Origin of the sequence: Aeromonas sp. 600282, from assembly GCF_049175755.1 — a bacterium.
Taxonomy (GTDB): Bacteria; Pseudomonadota; Gammaproteobacteria; order Enterobacterales; family Aeromonadaceae; genus Aeromonas; species Aeromonas veronii_A.
Map to the genome: position 1 here is coordinate 56,287 of NZ_JAAKVR010000017.1, position 17,920 is coordinate 74,206.

The window sequence follows — 17,920 nt, forward strand, 5'->3', positions numbered from 1 at the left end:
CCTCGCAAGAGGCGGCTTTTTTATGGCCGGGATTCAGGATTGGGCATTGTCGATATTCTCCGACTGCCAGAGGGCATAGCCCTTGCCGGAGGCCGTGGTGGGCAGATCAATCTGCATCAGGTCGTTGCCGATGACAAAGGGGCCCGAGTAGCGGGCGCGCAGATCCTGCGCCAGATCCTTCACCCTGATCTTGCCGTTGAGGCCGATATGGCTGAACACGGTCAGCGCCGGTTTGGCTTCGTTCATTACCCGGGCCGCCTGCTCAGGGGAGGCGAGGTGACCGGCGATTGCCTTGTAGCCGGGGTTGGCCTTCATCTGCTCGGCAGAGGTCATGGAGACGCAGTGCACCAGCAGATCGGCCCCTTTGGCCTGCTTCACTACTTCGGGGCTGTAGCGGGTATCGCCGGAGAGCACCACGCTGTGGCCGTGGTAGTCGATGCGATAGCCGAATGACGGCTTGATGTTGACCCCGTGGTCGTTGTCAAAGGCAGTCACCTTGACCCCGTCATGGTTGTAGACCACCCCGGCGGTGACCTCGTGGCTGTTGATCTCCACCCCGTCCAGCGGCGTTCCCTCATCCTTGACCCGGGTGGCGATGTCGGTGGCGTAGGCCTGCTGCAAGCCACGGGCGAGAGCTGTGGTGCCTTTGGGGCCGTAGAGCTCCATCGGCGCGTGGCGCTGGCCATAGGCCGGTTGCAGCCAGCCGGTCAGCCAGAGATCCGCCAGCCCGTTGGTGTGGTCGGAGTGAAAGTGGGTGAGGAAGAAGACGTTGACCCGGCCGATGGGGATATGCAGCTGCCACAGGCGAGTGGCGGAGTTGCGGCCAAAGTCGAACACCAGCTTCTGGTTGCCCGCCTCGACCAGGGTGCTGTAGCCGCCGCGGCTGATCTGGGGCACCGGGGTGCCGGTACCGAGCAGGCTGACCCGGAAGATATCGGGCCGGGCTTGAGTTGCTGTGGCCGGGGCGTGATCGAGGTTGCTGATAAAGCTGCTTTCGGCCGCCTGGCTGACACCGGTGGCCAGCAGACCGACCAGCAGGGCGGCCAGATAGGTGCTTTTCATGGGGATATGTCCTGTTTGGTGGCGTTGCTGGTCACTATATTGGTAACCAAAAGTGCGATAAATTGGCTAAAAATCATTTCTTACTAAACTTTTGGTTGTGAATCAGAGCCCTTGTCGCGGGCCAAACGGCCTTGAAACGGGCAAAAAGGAGGGGTTGTGGACCGATTGACCAGCATGCGTATCTTCACCCGGGTGGTGGATCTCGGCTCCTACAGCGCGGTAGCGAGCGAAGAGGGGATCAGCGCCCAGATGGTGGGCAAGCATGTGCTGGGGCTGGAGCAGTGGCTGGGGGGCAAGCTGTTTCACAAGACCACCCGCCAGCAGACTCTCACCGAACTGGGCCAGCTCTTTCTCGCTCGTTGCCAGCGGGTGCTGGAGGAGCTGGCTCTGACCGAGTCACTCACCCAGAATCTGCTGGCCGAGCCGGCCGGACGGCTGCGCATCGCCGCCCCCCTCAGTTTTGGCCACCACCGGCTGGTGCCGCTGTTGCCCGCTTTTCTCGACTGCTACCCCAAGCTGGAGGTGGATCTGCAGCTTACCCCGCGCTGGGTCGATCTGGTGGAGGAGGGGTTCGATGCCGCCATCCGTACCCTTCGCCCGCAGGATGAGGCGCTGATTGCCCGCCCGCTGCTGACCCAGCACTACCGGCTCTGCGCGGCGCCCGACTACCTCAATCGTCACGGGGTACCCCGTCATCCGGCCGATCTCGCCCGCCACCAGTGTCTGCACGGCAACTGGGGCGAGCACGAGCGCTGGCAGTTTGTTGGTGAGGATGGTCAGAGCGAGGAGGTGCGGGTTGCCTCGCGCCTGCGCATTAATCACTGGCCAGCCTTGCTGACGGCTGCGCTCTCGGGGGCTGGCATCACCTTGCAGCCGGCCGAACAGGTGCGTGAGCATATCGCTGCGGGGCGTTTGCTGCCGCTGCTTGGTCGCTATCAGAGCCCGGCCAAGACCCTCTACTTCATCTATCCGGCGGCGCGGCGGCAGGTGCTCAAGATCACCCTGCTGGGGGATTTTCTGGCCGAGTCCCTGCAAGCTGAGCCCGAGCCTGAATAAAAGGCTGCATATTCTCGCCACCGCGCTTAACCATCGTGCTTAACAAAGGGGCGGAGCAGGCCTAACATGGCGGGATGTTTTTCTAGTCGGGACAAAAGGATATGTCTGGGTTGAAAAAGGATCTCGGGCTCTGGCAGGGGATGGGGCTGCTCGCCACCTCGCTGCTTGGCACCGGGATCTTCGTGGTACCGGCGACCGCCGCCTCGCTGGCGGGTGGGGCCTCGCTCTGGGCCTGGTTGCTGCTGATTGCGCTGGTGCTGCCCATCGCCTTTACCTTTGCTCGCCTCGGCCGTCGCTATCCCCATGCGGGCGGCGCGCCGCACCTGATCGGCCTCGCCTTTGGCAACGGCGCCGAGCGCTTCTCCGCCTTCCTCTTTCTGGCTGTGCTGCCGGTGGGGCTGCCTGCCGCCCTGATGATTGCCGCCGGTTTCTGGCATGCCCTGTTCGAGATGGGGGAGTGGACCCTTTGGGCCATCCAGTTGCTCACCCTGCTCGGGGTCTTTCTGCTGGGGCTGCGCGGGGCGCGCTCCTCCGGCAACCTGCAACTGTTGATAGCGCTCGCCATTCTGGGGCTCACCCTGCTGATCTGGTTCAAGGGGGAGGTGAGCTGGCGCGATGCGGCCCGGCCGCTGCCTAGCGCGGATGAGTGGCCCCCTATGGCCACCGCGCTGGCGGTGATGTTCTGGTGTTTCGTCGGGCTGGAAGCCTTCGCCCATATGGGTGAGGAGTTCAAGCGGCCGGAGCGGGACTACCCCATCGCCCTGCTCGGCGGGGTGCTGCTGGCGGGGCTTATCTACTGGGTGCACTCGCTGGTGGTGCTCAAATATGGCCTCTACGGCGATGAGGCGAAAAACGCCACCGCCATCCCCTCCCTGCTGGCGCTGCTGTTCGGCCCCACCGCCAAGTGGCTGGTGGCGGTGCTCGGCTACCTATCCTGTTTTGCCAGCATCAACATCTACATTCAGGGCTTTGCCCGGCTTATTTGGAGCATGGCACGGGAAGGCAAGTTGCCCCCCTCGCTGGCCGTGCTCACCGCGCGCGGCGCGCCGCTGCGGGCGCTCGGCCTAGTGCTCGCCATCTGTCTGCTCTGCATCACCCTCATCATCTGGTTGCGACTGCCGCTCGATGAGCTGATCCGCTACGCCAACGGCAACTTCGTGCTGGTCTACCTGCTCTGCATGGCGGCGGGCTGGCGTCTGCTCGGCGGGGTGGGCAAGGGACTGGCGGGCGTGAGCGTACTGCTCTGCGCTCTGGTGCTGGTGGCACTCTCCACTCAGGTGCTCTATGCGGTGGTGCTCAGTCTTGGCTACGGCGGCTTCTCGTTGTGGCGGCGTCATCTGCGCCGCAGTCGTCAGCAGGATGCGCTCCCGCTGGCGAAGTAACGTCTCCCCGATGGTCGAAGAAATGAGAAAGCCCTGATGTTCAGGGCTTTTTGATTGCGGCATATGGGATGTTCATATGAATACCAGTTGGCACGCTATTTGCTGAAAAGTGCGGTGTCGGATCAACTCAACGGCGATTTATAGCCAAAAAAAGTGGGATCCAGCTCCCGTTTTGCTTAAAGTGATCCCTTCCGATCCCGGTGGTCGGAATGCCCGCAAGGATGCCCTTCAGACGTAAACAGGATGGCCTGGCCAGACTGACTCTCAGAGATGTGATTGCTTCGGTTCTCTTTTTATCTGTCACCTGTGGTGATAGCGCCTTGTTCCGTTCAGTCAGCCCGGGTTTTGCGTCTCTCTCATCGTGCATTGTCACCATCTGCAGCGAGTGAATCATGAGCGAATCGGTTTTTGAGATCCACGACTGGACCCTGAGCGTTGACGACAACATGTTGTGTCGCCCCGACCGCGAGGTCTACCTCGAACCCAGACTGGTCAATCTGTTGCGGTTTCTTGCCCATAATGCCGGCACCGTGTTTGGCCGCGATGCCCTGATCAACGAGGTGTGGGATGGCGCCGAGGTGACCGATCAGGTTGTGACCCAGTCCATCTTCGAACTGCGCAAGATCCTCAAAGATGGTCGCACCGATGCGACCGACTATATCGTCACCGTACCCAAGCGCGGCTACAAGCTGGTGGCACCGGTGCGGCCGCTGCAGGTGGTTTCCGTGGTGATGGCGGACGAGCAACCCGTGCCCGCGGTCAATACCGCTCTCTCCGACAACCCGACGCTCTCCGATCTGAGCCCGCCCGCGGCTGATCAAGATGATGATGCACAGCCCAATGTCGCCCCTTTTCCCGCCGGGCCCCTGACCCGCGCCATCTCCACCCATGCCAAGGATGCTCGCAGCCGCTGGAAGATGGTGAGTTTCGATATCTTCGTTGCCATCGTGCTGATCGCTATTGTCAGCATGCTCAGCTACCAGCACACCAGTCCCCAGGTGCATGCCATGCTGGATCCCAATCTGCTGGTGTTCCGCTTCCACTCCGGCATGGATGACAACAACGAGAACGTGCGCCTCGCCGATGGCATTACCCGCGCCCTGATGGGGGAGGTGGCGGTGGCTACGCCGCTGCGGGTGCAGTACGGTGCCACCACTCTGATGGGGGGCATCATGCCTGGCAAGGAGCTGAGTGTGCGGGTCACCCGCCAGCCGCGCGGCACCTATCTCGATCTGGAGTATCGCAATATCAACACCAACCGGGTGCTGTTCAGCCATCAGTACCAGCTCAGTCGCCACAGTGTGCACGGCGTGTTGCAGGCGAGCAGCCAGGATCTGCTGCGCGCCCTCGACCAACCCGATGCCGAGCCGGGGATGGGCTGGCCGACCGATGATGCCTCCCTGATGGCGATGATGGAGGCGCAGTACTACATCAACAGCCGGGATCCGGTCGCCCTCAAGCGCGGCATCGATCTACTGGAGCAGGCGCTGATTGCCCATCCGGATCAGCCGCTGCTGTTGGCGGAGCGCTATCTGGCGGGCGAGGCGCTGGCCACCCTGGCGGGCAAATCCGAGAGCGAGCGGTTGCAGGGGATTGGCACCCATCTCGCCAGCGTGGTGCAAAACAGCGGCGCCCTGCCAGCCCGGGTGTGGGAGGCGTTGACCCTGCAGGCGATCCTCAACGGCCAGCAACAGCAGGCCAACTATCTGCTGGAGAAGGCGGCGAGTCGCGGCCGCTCGGTGCTCTATTACATACTGCAGGGCAAGCTGGCGGAGCTGGACGGTCGTCCCGAGGCGGCGGGGGATGCCTACAGTCAGGCCTTCCTGATGGAGGCGACCGAGCAGACCTATCTGCTCTGCCAGCAGCTCGGTTTCTACAGCAATATGGAGAGCCTCACTCCGGCTCTGTTCAATGCGCTGGGCCAGAGCAAGGTGAAGCTCTTCTAACACCGCAGTGTTGGTTTTCCCCCGGTCGGCGCGGTTGCCGACCTCATCCACAGGCTGCCTTCGGGCGGCCTGTGCGGTTTCTGCTTGTCTCAATCCTGCTTCTTTGCCACTGGGGATAGTCGCTCTGGTGCGGCCCGATTTATCCCCCGCAGCTCCCCACTTGCCTTTGTCTTGCCCGCGGCATTCGCGGCACTCGCGTTTGTTCGGCTTCACGCCGCGCACACAGCTTGTGACATCTGCTCATGGTTGGCGGCGGGATAAGCTGTCCGTCACGACCCATTTCTCATTGCTGACCGGTTATCGCCGTTGTGCTTTACCTCTGAGTTTGGATTGTGATGAGCCGAGCGAAGGGGAAAGCAGGAGGTGAGCGGCCACTCAGGGTGATGGTCAGCTGGGCGTTCGGATGGTTACAAGGGGAGGGGGCGCAATGGGAGCTGCTTTATCCCGGGTTTATCTGGCCAAAAATATCAAGACGGCGAGATAAGGGGGTTATCAAGGGGCAAGAATGGGGCAGAAGGATATCAAGGTTTTATCAAGACGGCTGTGTAATGTGATGTCAATGTACTGTTTTTAAATGGTTTTTATCAAAAGTGACGAGGCGGCGAAAAAAGTTGTCTCATATTTTTATCCGTTAGCTGGTCTTTATGTTTTCCGGGGATGAGAGGCCTAGTCTGTGCCCATTCTTTGGCGGGGCGTTCCGCCAAATGTGTATGTGACGACCCGACCTTTTATAGAACCGGAGATCTTATGTCCCTCGATACGAGCAAGAAGATTGGCCTTATCGCCTGTACAGGTGTGGTGGCCGGCAACATGATGGGGAGTGGCATCGCGCTGCTGCCTTCGGCACTGGCCACCATCGGCTCCATCTCTGTCTTTAGCTGGGCAATCTGTCTGGTAGGCGCCATGGGCCTCGCCTTCGTCTTCGCCCGCCTTGCTACCAAGAACCCGCAAGAGGGTGGCCCCATTGCTTACGCTGGCGAGATCTCTCCGGTGTTCGGTTTCCAGACCGGTGTGCTTTATTACCACGCCAACTGGATCGGTAACCTGGCAATCGCCATTACCGGCGTCTCCTACCTCTCGGTCTTCTTCCCCATTCTCAATAGCCCAATTCCGGCCGCCGCAGCCACCATCGCTGCCGTCTGGATCTTCACCTTCGTCAACCTGCTTGGCGGTAGCTGGGTGAGCCGACTCTGTACCCTGGGTCTGGTGCTGATCCTGCTGCCGGTTGTCGGTACTGCGGTGATGGGCTGGGGTCATTTTGATGCCACTGTCTACAGCCAGAACTGGAATACCACCAGCGGCAGCGATCTGCATGCGGTCATCAGCGCCGTGCTGATCTGCCTCTGGTCCTTCGTCGGTGTTGAATCTGCCGCCGTCTCTTCCGGCATGGTGAAGAACCCCAAGCGCACCGTACCGCTCGCTACCATGCTGGGTACCGGTATCGCGGGTGTTATCTACATCCTCTCTACCCAGGTGATCAGCGGCATGTTCCCGGCCGGTGAAGTGGCTGCTTCCGGCGCCCCGTTTGCCATGGCCTCTTCCGCCATCTTCGGTAGCTGGTCTGCACCATTCGTCTCTGCCTTCACCGCCCTGGCCTGCTTCACCTCGCTCGGTTCCTGGATGATGCTGGTGGGCGAGGCGGGCAAGCGTGCCGCCAACGACGGCAACTTCCCGAAAATCTACGGTGAAGTGGACAAGAACGGCGTGGCCAAGAAGGGTCTGATCCTGGGCTCCCTCAAGATGACTGCCCTGATGGTTGGCCTGACCGCCTTCACATCCCAGTCCGCCCACGCTGCCGATCTCTTCAACGTGCTGACCACAGATGCGGTGCTGCTGACCATGCTGCCCTACTTCTACTCCAGCATTAACCTGATCCGCTTTGAGGGCATGACCTCCCGCAGCATCGGCGCCATGATCTTCTCCGGTGTGGCCTGTGTCTTCTGTCTGGTGGCCCTGATGGGTGCCAAGGGTTCCAACCTTACCGCTACCTTCGTGGTGTCGCTCATCATCCTGATGTTCTACGCCAAAAAACAGGGTCTGCGTCAGCACGACGCCCTGCTGAGCGAACAGCCCAGCAACTAATTCCCCCTTTTATCTTCCGAGCGCTCTTCACTCACCATCCCTGATGGAGAGCGCCCCTTTACGTGTGGAGCATTACGATGAATATCATTGCCATCCTCAACCACCTGGGCGTTTTCTTTAAAGAAGAACCCATTCGCCAGCTGCAAGCCTCCCTCGAGCGCAAGGGTTTCGAGGTTGTTTATCCGGTCGATGTGGCCGACCTGCTGAAACTGATCGAGAAGAACCCCCGCGTTTGCGGCGCCATCTTCGATTGGGACAAATACTCTCTGGGCCTGTGCAAGGAGATCCACGATCGCAACGAGAAGCTGCCGATCTTCGCCTTTGCCAACGACCAGTCCACTCTGGACATTCACCTGACCGACCTGCGTCTGAACGTGCACTTCTTCGAGTACCGTCTTGGCATGGCCGATGACATCGCCCTCAAGATGGGTCAGGCCACTCAGGAGTATCAGGACGCCATCCTGCCGCCGTTCACCAAGGCACTGTTCAAATATGTAGAAGAGGGTAAATACACCTTCTGTACTCCGGGTCACATGGGCGGTACCGCCTTCCAGATGAGCCCGGCCGGCAGCATCTTCTATGACTTCTACGGCCCGAACGCGTTCAAGGCTGACGTATCCATCTCCATGCCGGAGCTGGGCTCCCTGCTGGATCACTCAGGTCCGCACAAGGAAGCCGAAGAGTACATCGCCCGTACCTTCAACGCCGATCGCTCCTACATCGTTACCAACGGCACCTCCACTGCCAACAAGATCGTCGGCATGTACTCAGCGCCGGCCGGCAGCACTGTGCTGGTTGACCGCAACTGCCACAAGTCGCTCACTCACCTGATGATGATGAACGACGTGACGCCGATCTACTTCCGTCCGACCCGCAACGCCTACGGCATTCTGGGCGGTATCCCGCAGAGCGAATTCAGCCGCGACACCATCGCTGCCAAAGTCGCTGCGACGCCGGGTGCCCAGGCTCCCCGTTACGCCGTCGTCACCAACTCCACCTATGATGGCCTGCTCTACAACACCGGCTTCATCAAGGAAGCGCTGGATACTCCTTACATCCACTTCGACAGTGCCTGGGTGCCTTACACCAACTTCAGCCCGATCTACGAAGGCAAGTGCGGCATGAGCGGCGAAGCGATGCCGGGCAAGGTGTTCTATGAAACCCAGTCCACCCACAAGCTGCTGGCGGCCTTCTCCCAGGCCTCGATGATCCACATCAAGGGTGACGTGGAGGAAGAGACCTTCAACGAAGCCTTCATGATGCACACCTCCACCTCGCCGCAGTACGGCATCGTGGCATCGACCGAGATCTCCGCTGCCATGATGCGTGGCAACACCGGCAAGCGTCTGATCAAGGACTCCATCGATCGCGCCATCTCCTTCCGCAAAGAGATCAAGCGTCTGCGTGATCAGAGCGAAGGCTGGTTCTTCGACGTATGGCAGCCGGACAACATCGACACCGTCGAGTGCTGGAAGCTGGATCCGAAAGATGACTGGCACGGTTTCAAGGACATCGATGACAACCACATGTACCTGGATCCGATCAAGGTCACCCTGCTAACCCCGGGCATGGGTCGTGATGGCAAGCTGCTGGAGAAGGGTATTCCTGCTTCACTGGTCTCCAAGTTCCTGGACGAGCGCGGCATCGTGGTCGAGAAGACCGGTCCTTACAACATGCTGTTCCTTTTCTCCATCGGTATCGATCAGTCCAAGGCGATGCAGCTGCTGCGCGCCCTGACCGAGTTCAAGCGTGGTTACGATCTGAACCTGACCATCAAGAACATACTGCCGAGCCTCTATCGTGAAGACCCTAGCTTCTACGAAGGGATGCGCATTCAGGAGCTGGCCCAGAGCATCCACGATCTGACCTGCAAATACCGTCTGCCGGAGCTGATGTTCAAGGCGTTCGACGTGCTGCCGGAGATGAAGATGACCCCGCATGCTGCATGGCAGCAAGAGCTGGCGGGCAATCTGGAAGAGGTGCCGTTGCGTGACATGGTTGACCGCATCAGCGCCAACATGATCCTGCCGTACCCGCCGGGAGTACCGCTGGTACTGCCGGGCGAGATGGTGACCCAGGATTCTCTGCCGGTGCTCGAGTTCCTCGAGATGCTGTGCGAGATCGGCGCCCACTACCCGGGCTTCGAGACCGACATCCACGGCCTCTATCGTCAGGCCGATGGCAGCTACACCGTCAAGGTGCTGCGTTAATCGACAGTGACAACAGTCGAAAGTGACAACAACGGGCCGCAAGGCCCGTTTTCCCCTCCGGAATTCCTGTTCTTATTGCGTGAGTCGCCAACCATGAAGCGAGTGCTCTCCATTCAATCCCACGTAGTCTTTGGCTGTGCCGGCAACAGCGCCGCCGTTTTTCCCATGCGTCGCCTCGGGATCGAGGTGTGGCCGATGAACACGGTGCAGTTCTCCAACCACACCCAATACCGTGAAGGCTGGCAGGGGATGGTGATGCCCGGCGGCCATATCCGTCAGCTGGTAAACGGCCTGGCGGAGATCGGTGTGCTGGCCGAGTGCGATGCGCTGCTGAGCGGCTACCTCGGCTCGGCCGAACAGGGGGAGGAGATCCTGGCGGCGGTGGCTCGGCTCAAGGCGATCAATCCGGCCGCCCTCTACTTTTGTGACCCCGTGATGGGTCACCCCGACAAGGGCTGCATAGTGGCACCCGGCGTCGCCGATTTTCTGAAAAACCGGGCACTGGCCTGCGCCGATATGCTGGCCCCCAATCTGCTGGAGCTGGAACAGCTCACCGGCCGCGATATCCGCAATGTGCCGGAGGCCATCGAGGCGTGCCAGCAGCTGCGCGCGCAAGGGGTCAAGCTGGTGATGGTCAAGCATCTGGGCAAGGCCGGTTTTGCCATGGACCGCTTCGAGATGCTGCTGGTGTGCGAGGAGGGGACCTTTCATCTTTCCCGCCCGCTCTACCCTTTTGCCCGCCATCCCATCGGGGTGGGGGATCTGCTGAGCGCCACCATGCTGGCCAATCTGCTGGCCGGTTGTACCCCGGTAGCGGCGTTCGAACTTACCAACGCCAGCGTGGATGCGGTACTGGCCCGGACCTGGCTGGCGGGGGCCTACGAGCTGCAACTGGTTGCTGCCCAGCACGAGATGGCGCTGCCGCAGGTCTCCATCCGGGCGACCCGCCTCTGAGCTGTTTGTACCAACAGCAGAAACAACAAAGCCCTGATCATCAGGGCTTTTTATATTTCAGATTCGGGGAGAGGGCTTAGTCTTGCGGGCTTTTGAGCGCCTTGACCACATCCTCTTTGGGCTCCAGCTCCTTGACCTGATTGAAGATCTCCAGCTCCCCTTGCGGGCTGACGGTGTAGGCATCGGCATCCTGATAGCTGCCGCTGCCGGCGCTCTCGATGATGACCACCAGCTCGGGCTGCTTGTCGCCATTCAAATCGACCAGTTTCAGCTCCCGGATAAAGCCGTTGCGAGCCATCACCTTGCCATCCTGAAACTCATCCAGTGGAAACTGGGCGTTCTGACCCGAATAGAGTCGCACGTCATAGCTGCCGATGGAGGCAGGTTCACCGACCCCCTGCGCCACCCGGATCACCTGCCCGGAGGGCAGGGTCAGTTGCTTGTTAAATCCCTCTTCGGCTTGTGCTTGCGCCGCCAGCGGCAGGGCCAGCAGCCCTGCCATGATCAATGCTCTGTTCATCTTGCAACCTCTTGCTGTCTGTTGAGGGCGGGCTCCCGGGGAGCCCGCCCTGATGCTGTTACCAGATCTTCACCCGCTTCTGGGGTGGCAGATAGAGCTTGTCCCCCGGCTGGATGTTGAATGCCTCGTAGAAGGCGGGAATGTTCGGCACCACGCCGTTGACCCGGTACTCGGGGGGCGAGTGGGGGTCGGAGCGCAGCAGCATCTGCATCAGCTCGGGGCGATACATCCCCTTCCACACCTGCGCCCAGCCGAGGAAGAAGCGCTGTTCGCCGGTGAAGCCGTCCAGCACCGGTGCCTCCTTGCCATCCAGCGACAGCTCGTAGGCCTTGTGGGCGATGGTGAGACCACCGAGATCACCGATGTTCTCCCCCAGGGTAAACTGGCCGTTGACGAACTGGCCGTTGATGGGCTCGAAGCGGTTGTACTGGGCCACCAGACGGCTGGTGCGGAAGCGGAACTCCTTGAGATCTTGCGGTGTCCACCAGTCGCGCATCATGCCGTCGCCGTCGGATTTGGCCCCCTGATCATCAAAACCGTGGCCCATCTCGTGGCCGATCACCCCGCCGATGGCGCCGTAGTTGACAGCGTCATCCGCCGTCATGTCGAAGAAGGGGGGCTGCAAAATGGCCGCAGGGAAGACGATCTCGTTGTTGCTCGGGTTGTAGTAGGCGTTCACTGTTTGCGGCGACATGTGCCACTCGTCCCGGTCGACCGGCTTGCCGAGGCGCGCCAGACTGTCTGCATATTCAAAGGCTTGCGAGCGTTGCAGGTTGCCCACCAGATCATCCGGTTTGATGGCGATGGCGCTGTAATCCTTCCACTTGTCGGGGTAGCCGATCTTGGGGCGGAACTTGGCCAGCTTCTCGAGGGCCTGCGCCTTGGTCTCGGGCGACATCCAGTCGAGCTCCTTGATGCTCTGGCCGTAGGCGGTGCGCAGGTTCTCCACCAGCTGCTCCATCCGCTCCTTGGCCGCTGGCGGGAAGTAGCGGGCCACATAGAGCTGGCCGACCGCTTCACCCAGATGATCGTTCAGCACCCCGAGCGCCCGCTCCCAGCTGGCGCGCTGCTTGGGCGTGCCGCTCAATGTGGTGCCGTAGAAGGCGAAGTTGGCGCGGTCGGTCTCGCTGTCGAGATAGGGGGCGTAGTCGGTCAGCAGTTGCCACTTGAGGTAGGCCTGCCAGTCGGCGATGGGGGTCTGGGCCATCACCTGATCCAGCGCGCTCAGATAGGTCGGCTGACCGATAATGAGCTCCGGCTGGGAAGCAATGCCCGCGGCGTTCAGATAGGCCTGCCAGTCGAGGTGGGGGGCGAGCCGTGCCAGTTCGCTGGCGGGGCGCTTGTTGTAGTTCTTCTCCCGATCTCGCAGGGCGACGTTGTCCCACTGGATGGTGGCGAGCCGGGTTTCGAGGGCCAGAATCCGTTTGGCCTTGCCGCTCGGGTCAGATTCCCCGAGGCGGCTCAGCATGGCGGCGATATGCTGCTGGTACTTCTGGCGCAGGGCCTGACTCTCGATATCCTGCTTGAGGTAGTAGTCCCGATCCGGCAGCCCCAGTCCACCTTGATAGAGGTAGACCGCATAGCGGTCGGGGGACTTGGCATCGGCGTCGATCCAGATGCCAAACGGCGCGCCGCCGCCCATGCGGCCCGACTGGGCAAAGGCACGGGCCAGTGCTGCCTGATCACCGATCCGGTCGATATCGGCCAGCGCCGGCGCCAGCGGGGTGAGCCCCTTGGCGTCACGGCCTGCCTGATCCAGATAGCTGGCGTAGAGATCGCGGATCTGCTGGGTCGGCGTGCCGGTGGCGGCCTCCTGCTTGGCCAGCCCCTCGACCAGCACCCGCACATCGGCGAGGGATTTGTCCCGCAGCATGTAGAAGGCGCCATCGGCGGGGCGATCGTCGGGGATCTTGGCGGTGGCGAGCCACTTGCCATTGACGTAGCGGAAGAAGTCATCGCCGGGTTTGACCTGGGGGTCCATATTGGCCAGCGCCAGCCCGGAGTGTTTGGGGGAGTCTTGCGGTGCCTGACTGCAGCCAGCCAGCAGTGCCAGTCCAATCAGGCCGGCCAGTAAGCTTTTCTTATTGTTCATCTTGTTTGATTCCAATTCGGATTGTTTGCTTCCCTGCCCATCTTCCTTGCTCCAATCAGTTGTGCGACCGCCTTGCGGCCAGCCTGGTGGAGAGGGCGGGCGAGCCTCACTCTAGCAGCAGGGTTGCAGCTTGATAAGCCCGACTCTGCTAAGATCGGCCGGTCCGTTTTGGGGAAGCCTATGATTTCTCATCTTTATTCTCGCTTTTGTCTGACTATGCCAGCACCAGAAGGTTCCACCGGTCTGCTGGTAGCCTTCAGTGGCGGCCTCGACTCTACCCTGCTGCTGGTGCTGGCGGCACAGTATGCCCGCGAGCACAGCCTGTCACTTCGCGCCCTGCACGTGCACCACGGCCTCAGTCCCCATGCCGATGAGTGGGTCGCTCATTGTGACGCCGTGTGTCAGCAATTGGCGGTGGAGCTGCTGGTCGAGCGAGTGACTCTGGCCCGTGGCAATGGCGAGAGTCTGGAGGCGCAGGCTCGCACCGCCCGTTATCAGCGGCTGACCGCTAGGATGCGGGAGGGGGAGTGGCTGCTCACCGCCCACCATCAGGACGATCAGCTGGAGACCCTGCTGCTGGCCCTCAAGCGCGGCGCCGGTCTGCGCGGCTTGGCGGGGATCTTGCCAAGCCAGCCCTTTGCTGGCGGCCTGTTGCTGCGGCCGCTGCTCAATATGAGTCGCGCCGAGCTGGCCGAGGCGGCAGCGAGCCTCCCCTTTGGCTGGGTGGAGGATGAGAGCAATCAGGATGTGAGCTATGACCGCAACTTTTTGCGCCAGACGCTTATCCCCCAGCTCAAGGCGCGCTGGCCCGCCATGGCCCAGACCGCTGCGCGCAGCATGGCCCTGTGCGCCGAGCAGGAGGCGCTGCTGGAGGAGCTTGCCGAGAGCGACTGGCAGCTGGCGGGCGAGGGGGAGGCACTCCATATCGGCCCGCTGCACGCCCTTTCACCCACCCGGCGCAACAACCTGCTGCGCTACTGGATCCGCCGTCAGGGGGGGGAGATGCCATCCCGTGAGCAGCTTGCCCGGCTCTGGCAGGAGGTAGCGCTGGCGCGCGGCGATGCCAATCCCCAGCTCAACTGGGGGCGCCAGAGCTGCCGCCGTTATCAGGAGCGGCTCTATCTGGTGAGCCCTGACCTGCAACCCTGTCATCAGGTATTGCCGCTGACCGTGGGCGAGCCGCTGACCCTGCCGGACGGGTTGGGCGAGCTGGTGGTGCGCATGGCGGAGCACGGCGAGGATCTGCTGCGCTCCCCCCGAGCGGATGAGCCGCTCTCGGTGCGTTTTCAGGTGACGCCCGGGATCCCCCTCAAACCGGTGGGGCGGAGCGGCAGTCGGCGGATGAAAAAGTTGCTGCAGGAGTATGGCGTGCCTTCGTGGCAGCGGGGGCGCATCCCCATCCTCTACTATGGCGAGCAGGTGGCGGCGGTGGTGGGGCTCTTTGTCTGCGACGGCTTTATGGCTGAGGGAACTGGTCTGGTCTGCCACTGGCAGGGAAGCGGTGCCGCCCCCATCATGCCCGAGCAGGATCTTGCCTGAGGTGATCTCGGCGTAACCTCAAAAAAAGAAGCTCCGGTCACATGGCGCGCATGTGCCGGAGCAAAGAAGAGTTCGGGATTATTCGTTAGGGCTGGCCTTGCCTGCTTTCTTGCGGGCGTAGAGGTGGCTGTCGGCCGCCTCGTAGAGGCTCGGCACATCGACCCCGGATTGCCAGCTGGCGGCGCCAAGGCTGCATCCGACCGAGAAGGTGCTGAGCTCCTTGTTGGTCATCAACATATGCTGCAGTCGCAGCCAGACCGGGCGCCACGCCTCGGGTTCGGCCGGTTGCAGCAGCAGGGCAAATTCATCTCCCCCGAGCCGGAAGGCTTGATCCGTGCTGCGGATACACCCCTTGAGCAGCTGGGCGAAGCGGCTCAGCACCAGATCCCCCACCGGATGACCCCAGGTGTCATTGATCTGCTTGAAGCGATCGAGATCCAGCAGCACCAGCACCAGACCGTGAGGCTCGCGGCTATGCTGCTCGATGGCGCGACCGATGGCCTCGTCAAAGTAGGAGCGGTTGCCAAGGCCGGTCAGGTGATCGAGCCGGACCAGCTGATCCAGTTTTTCCAGCCGCAGATAGAGGGGCAGCAGCAGGCAGAGCAGCTGATGGTATTGCATCAGTACCCGTTGCTGGCTGCCGCTCAGCGGATGTTCCAGCTCGTAGTGGAGCTGGCCGAGCAGCTGGCCATGCTGACCGCGCAGTTCGAACGGATAGTTGTGCAGGTTGAGGGTGGCCAGCGGCGGGTGCTGGATCAGCACATGGGGCTGGCCACAATCGAGGTAGAGACCGTGGATCCTGACAATTCTTGCCGCACGATCGGCAAAAGTTGTCAGCAGACCGCCGAGATCGCTCTGCCCCAACAACTGCTCGAGCAACTGGTTGCGTTCAACGCTGGGCAACGGCGTGAGCCGCTCCATCTGGCGAACCCACTGCTCGATGCCATGGCTAAAGCCATTAAGTGACGACGTATTTTCCATGGTCTTCCACCTGTAACACCTGACTACTGTCTCCTCCCTGCAATTGGCATGCCCAATATATCTTTCCTGCCCGCCAGATCGGCTGACTAAGCTTAAGTCGATAAAAGGAGAGGGAAATTTGTACACCGACCTGTTGATCCTGCTGTTCGCCGCCGTGCTGCTGGTGGCAACTTTCCGGCGTCTCGGCTTGCCGGTTATTCTCGCCTACCTGATTGCCGGCGTCTTGCTCGGCCCCCACGGGCTGGCGGTGATCACCGGTCAGTCGATCATGCAGACCATTGCCGAGCTGGGGATCGTCTTTCTGATGTTCTCGCTGGGGTTGGAGTTCTCCCTGCCGAAATTACTGGCGATGCGTCGGTTGGTGCTGGGGGTGGGGATGTTGCAGGTGCTGCTCACGTCACTGCTCTTCTTCGCCATCGGCTGGTGGTGGGGGCTGGGTCTGGCCCAGTCGCTGGTGGTGGCGGGAACGTTGGCACTCTCCTCCACGGCTGTGGTGATCAAGCAGCTCGGCGAGCAGAAGCAGCTCCATACCCGCCGCGCCCAGCTGGGGGTGAGCGTGCTGCTGTTTCAGGATCTGGCGGTGGTGCCCCTGCTGGTGATGATCCCTATCCTCGCCCAGCCGGAAGTGCAGGGCAGCGCCCTGGCCGCCGAGATCGCCTGGGCCACCCTCAAGGGGCTGTTTGCTCTCTTTACTCTGCTGGCGGTGGGCAAGTGGTTGCTGCCGCTGCTGTTTCACGAGGTGGCGCGAGCTCGCTCCGACGAGTTGTTCGTGCTGAGTGCCCTGCTGGTGGCGCTGCTGGCCGCCTACATGACCCATTCGCTGGGGCTGTCGATGGCGCTGGGGGCGTTTCTGGCGGGGATGATGCTGGGGGAGTCCCACTACCGTCATCAGCTGGAGGTGGACATCAAGCCCTTTCGCGATGTGCTGATGGGGCTCTTCTTTATCACCATCGGCATGGCCATGGAGTGGGAGCTGGTGGCGCGGGCTTGGTGGCAGGTACTGATCTGCGTGGTGCTGCTGGTACTGTGCAAATCCCTGCTGGTACTGCTGGCCGGGCGGCTGATGGGGGAACGAAAGCGCGACAGCATGGCCGCCGGTATCATGCTCAGTCAGGTGGGAGAGTTTGGCTTCGTGCTGCTGGCACTGGCACTGCACCACGGCTTGCTGGATCAGCAGCTGGTCTCACTGCTCATCGGTATCGGCATCATCTCCATCGCCATGACCCCCTGGCTGGTGACCCAGGCCCATTCGCTGGCCCGTAGCCTCACCGATCCGGCGCTGCTGACCCGCTCCGAGGTGGCACAGTCGGGCCTGAGCAAAAACCAGCATGTCATCATCGCCGGGTTTGGCCGGGCGGGGCAGACCTGTGCCCGCTTTCTCAAGATCGAGGAGATCCCCTTTCTGGCCCTAGACCTCGACCCGGAGCGGGTGAGCGAAGCCAAGCTGGCGGGGGAGCAGGTGGCCTTCGGCGATGCCAGTCGCCGCGATATTCTGCTGGCCGCCGGCTTGTTGCGGGCGCGGCTGGTGATCATCACCTTCGATGACCGCAAGCGGGTGGAGGCTATGCTGGCACTGATCCGCGAACTGGCGGGGGATCTCAAAGTGCTGGTGCGTACCCGGGATGACAGTTTTCTGGAGCAGTACAAGCAGGCAGGGGCTTTCGAGGTGATTCCCGAATCCCAGGAGGGAGCCCTGATGCTGGTCTCCCACCTGCTGCTCAATTGCGATATCCCAATTGGCCGGGTGATCCGTCGGATGGAGCTGGAGCGCAGCAGCCAGTATCGCTTCCTGCACGGCTTCTACTGGGGGGATCAGAGTGCCAGCAATCTGGAGGCGGATCAGCTGCTTGAACGTCTCCACCCGCTGCTGCTGCACGATCAGGCGTGGGCGGTAGGCCGTGAAGTGCGCGAGTTGCCGCTTGATGAGGTGCGGATCAAGGAGGTGCAGCGCGGGGATCAGAGTCTGGAGCCCAGACCCGAGCTGGTGCTGGCGGCTGGCGATCGGCTGATCCTGTTTGGTACCGTGGTGGCGATGGAACAGGCTGAGCAGCGTTTGCTGGAGGGGCGCTGAGTCCCCTTGCACTCATCGGCCGCCC

At 61.7% G+C, this 17,920-nt stretch carries 12 protein-coding genes; 8 read left to right on the plus strand and 4 right to left on the minus strand.

Features of this window, described 5'->3' with window-relative positions:
- Positions 1–33: 33 nt before the first annotated feature.
- Positions 34–1,062 carry an MBL fold metallo-hydrolase gene (locus tag G5137_RS15995; RefSeq protein ID WP_421255657.1) on the minus strand — a complete coding sequence of 343 codons (1,029 nt, stop codon included), beginning with the start codon at positions 1,060–1,062 and terminating at the stop codon, positions 34–36.
- Between the two features lie 156 nt (positions 1,063–1,218).
- On the opposite strand from G5137_RS15995, the gene G5137_RS16000 reads away from it, so the two are divergent.
- From G5137_RS16000 to pdxY, 6 genes are all read left to right on the plus strand, one after another.
- Positions 1,219–2,118 carry a LysR family transcriptional regulator gene (locus tag G5137_RS16000; RefSeq protein WP_421172083.1) on the plus strand — a complete coding sequence of 300 codons (900 nt, stop codon included), beginning with the start codon at positions 1,219–1,221 and terminating at the stop codon, positions 2,116–2,118.
- A 101-nt stretch (positions 2,119–2,219) separates the two neighbouring features.
- Positions 2,220–3,500 (plus strand): L-methionine/branched-chain amino acid transporter, encoded by a 1,281-nt coding sequence (yjeH, locus tag G5137_RS16005; RefSeq protein ID WP_216977219.1) that lies wholly within the window; start codon positions 2,220–2,222, stop codon positions 3,498–3,500.
- Between the two features lie 392 nt (positions 3,501–3,892).
- The gene (cadC, locus tag G5137_RS16010) at positions 3,893–5,446 is read left to right on the plus strand and encodes a lysine decarboxylation/transport transcriptional activator CadC (RefSeq protein WP_158111218.1); all 1,554 of its coding nucleotides are present in this window, start codon (positions 3,893–3,895) and stop codon (positions 5,444–5,446) included.
- A 747-nt stretch (positions 5,447–6,193) separates the two neighbouring features.
- A complete protein-coding gene (cadB, locus tag G5137_RS16015) occupies positions 6,194–7,528 on the plus strand; it encodes a cadaverine/lysine antiporter (protein ID WP_005338486.1) in 1,335 nt (444 codons plus the stop codon).
- A gap of 77 nt (positions 7,529–7,605) precedes the next feature.
- The gene (locus tag G5137_RS16020) at positions 7,606–9,738 is read left to right on the plus strand and encodes a lysine decarboxylase CadA (RefSeq protein WP_106842406.1); all 2,133 of its coding nucleotides are present in this window, start codon (positions 7,606–7,608) and stop codon (positions 9,736–9,738) included.
- A 93-nt stretch (positions 9,739–9,831) separates the two neighbouring features.
- Positions 9,832–10,692: a pyridoxal kinase PdxY gene (gene pdxY / locus G5137_RS16025; protein ID WP_047435702.1), complete on the plus strand. Its 861-nt coding sequence runs from the start codon at positions 9,832–9,834 to the stop codon at positions 10,690–10,692.
- A gap of 76 nt (positions 10,693–10,768) precedes the next feature.
- Here the strand turns inward: pdxY and G5137_RS16030 are convergent, their stop codons facing one another.
- Complete coding sequence (locus G5137_RS16030; protein ID WP_421208777.1) at positions 10,769–11,212, minus strand: PliI family lysozyme inhibitor of I-type lysozyme; 444 nt, start codon at positions 11,210–11,212, stop codon at positions 10,769–10,771.
- 58 nt (positions 11,213–11,270) lie between these two features.
- Positions 11,271–13,304, minus strand: a complete 2,034-nt coding sequence (locus G5137_RS16035) for a M13 family metallopeptidase (protein WP_421208776.1) — start codon at positions 13,302–13,304, stop codon at positions 11,271–11,273.
- A gap of 180 nt (positions 13,305–13,484) precedes the next feature.
- Between G5137_RS16035 and tilS the strand changes: the two genes are divergently transcribed.
- Positions 13,485–14,843 (plus strand): tRNA lysidine(34) synthetase TilS, encoded by a 1,359-nt coding sequence (gene tilS, locus G5137_RS16040; RefSeq protein ID WP_421208775.1) that lies wholly within the window; start codon positions 13,485–13,487, stop codon positions 14,841–14,843.
- Positions 14,844–14,921: 78 nt separating this feature from the next.
- Here tilS and G5137_RS16045 read toward each other — a convergent pair whose 3' ends face one another.
- Positions 14,922–15,824 carry a GGDEF domain-containing protein gene (locus tag G5137_RS16045; RefSeq protein WP_005347848.1) on the minus strand — a complete coding sequence of 301 codons (903 nt, stop codon included), beginning with the start codon at positions 15,822–15,824 and terminating at the stop codon, positions 14,922–14,924.
- Positions 15,825–15,942: 118 nt separating this feature from the next.
- On the opposite strand from G5137_RS16045, the gene G5137_RS16050 reads away from it, so the two are divergent.
- The gene (locus G5137_RS16050; protein WP_005338473.1) at positions 15,943–17,895 is read left to right on the plus strand and encodes a monovalent cation:proton antiporter family protein; all 1,953 of its coding nucleotides are present in this window, start codon (positions 15,943–15,945) and stop codon (positions 17,893–17,895) included.
- Positions 17,896–17,920: the final 25 nt, after the last annotated feature.

What these genes read in the sequence shown, in the direction of transcription:
- G5137_RS15995 (WP_421255657.1), bottom strand. Translation starts at nt 1,062, where the DNA reads ATGAAAAGCACCTATCTGGCCGCCCTGCTGGTCGGTCTGCTGGCCACC.
- yjeH (WP_216977219.1), top strand. Translation starts at nt 2,220, where the DNA reads ATGTCTGGGTTGAAAAAGGATCTCGGGCTCTGGCAGGGGATGGGGCTG.
- cadC (WP_158111218.1), top strand. Translation starts at nt 3,893, where the DNA reads ATGAGCGAATCGGTTTTTGAGATCCACGACTGGACCCTGAGCGTTGAC.
- cadB (WP_005338486.1), top strand. Translation starts at nt 6,194, where the DNA reads ATGTCCCTCGATACGAGCAAGAAGATTGGCCTTATCGCCTGTACAGGT.
- G5137_RS16020 (WP_106842406.1), top strand. Translation starts at nt 7,606, where the DNA reads ATGAATATCATTGCCATCCTCAACCACCTGGGCGTTTTCTTTAAAGAA.
- pdxY (WP_047435702.1), top strand. Translation starts at nt 9,832, where the DNA reads ATGAAGCGAGTGCTCTCCATTCAATCCCACGTAGTCTTTGGCTGTGCC.
- G5137_RS16030 (WP_421208777.1), bottom strand. Translation starts at nt 11,212, where the DNA reads ATGAACAGAGCATTGATCATGGCAGGGCTGCTGGCCCTGCCGCTGGCG.
- G5137_RS16035 (WP_421208776.1), bottom strand. Translation starts at nt 13,304, where the DNA reads ATGAACAATAAGAAAAGCTTACTGGCCGGCCTGATTGGACTGGCACTG.
- tilS (WP_421208775.1), top strand. Translation starts at nt 13,485, where the DNA reads ATGATTTCTCATCTTTATTCTCGCTTTTGTCTGACTATGCCAGCACCA.
- G5137_RS16045 (WP_005347848.1), bottom strand. Translation starts at nt 15,824, where the DNA reads ATGGAAAATACGTCGTCACTTAATGGCTTTAGCCATGGCATCGAGCAG.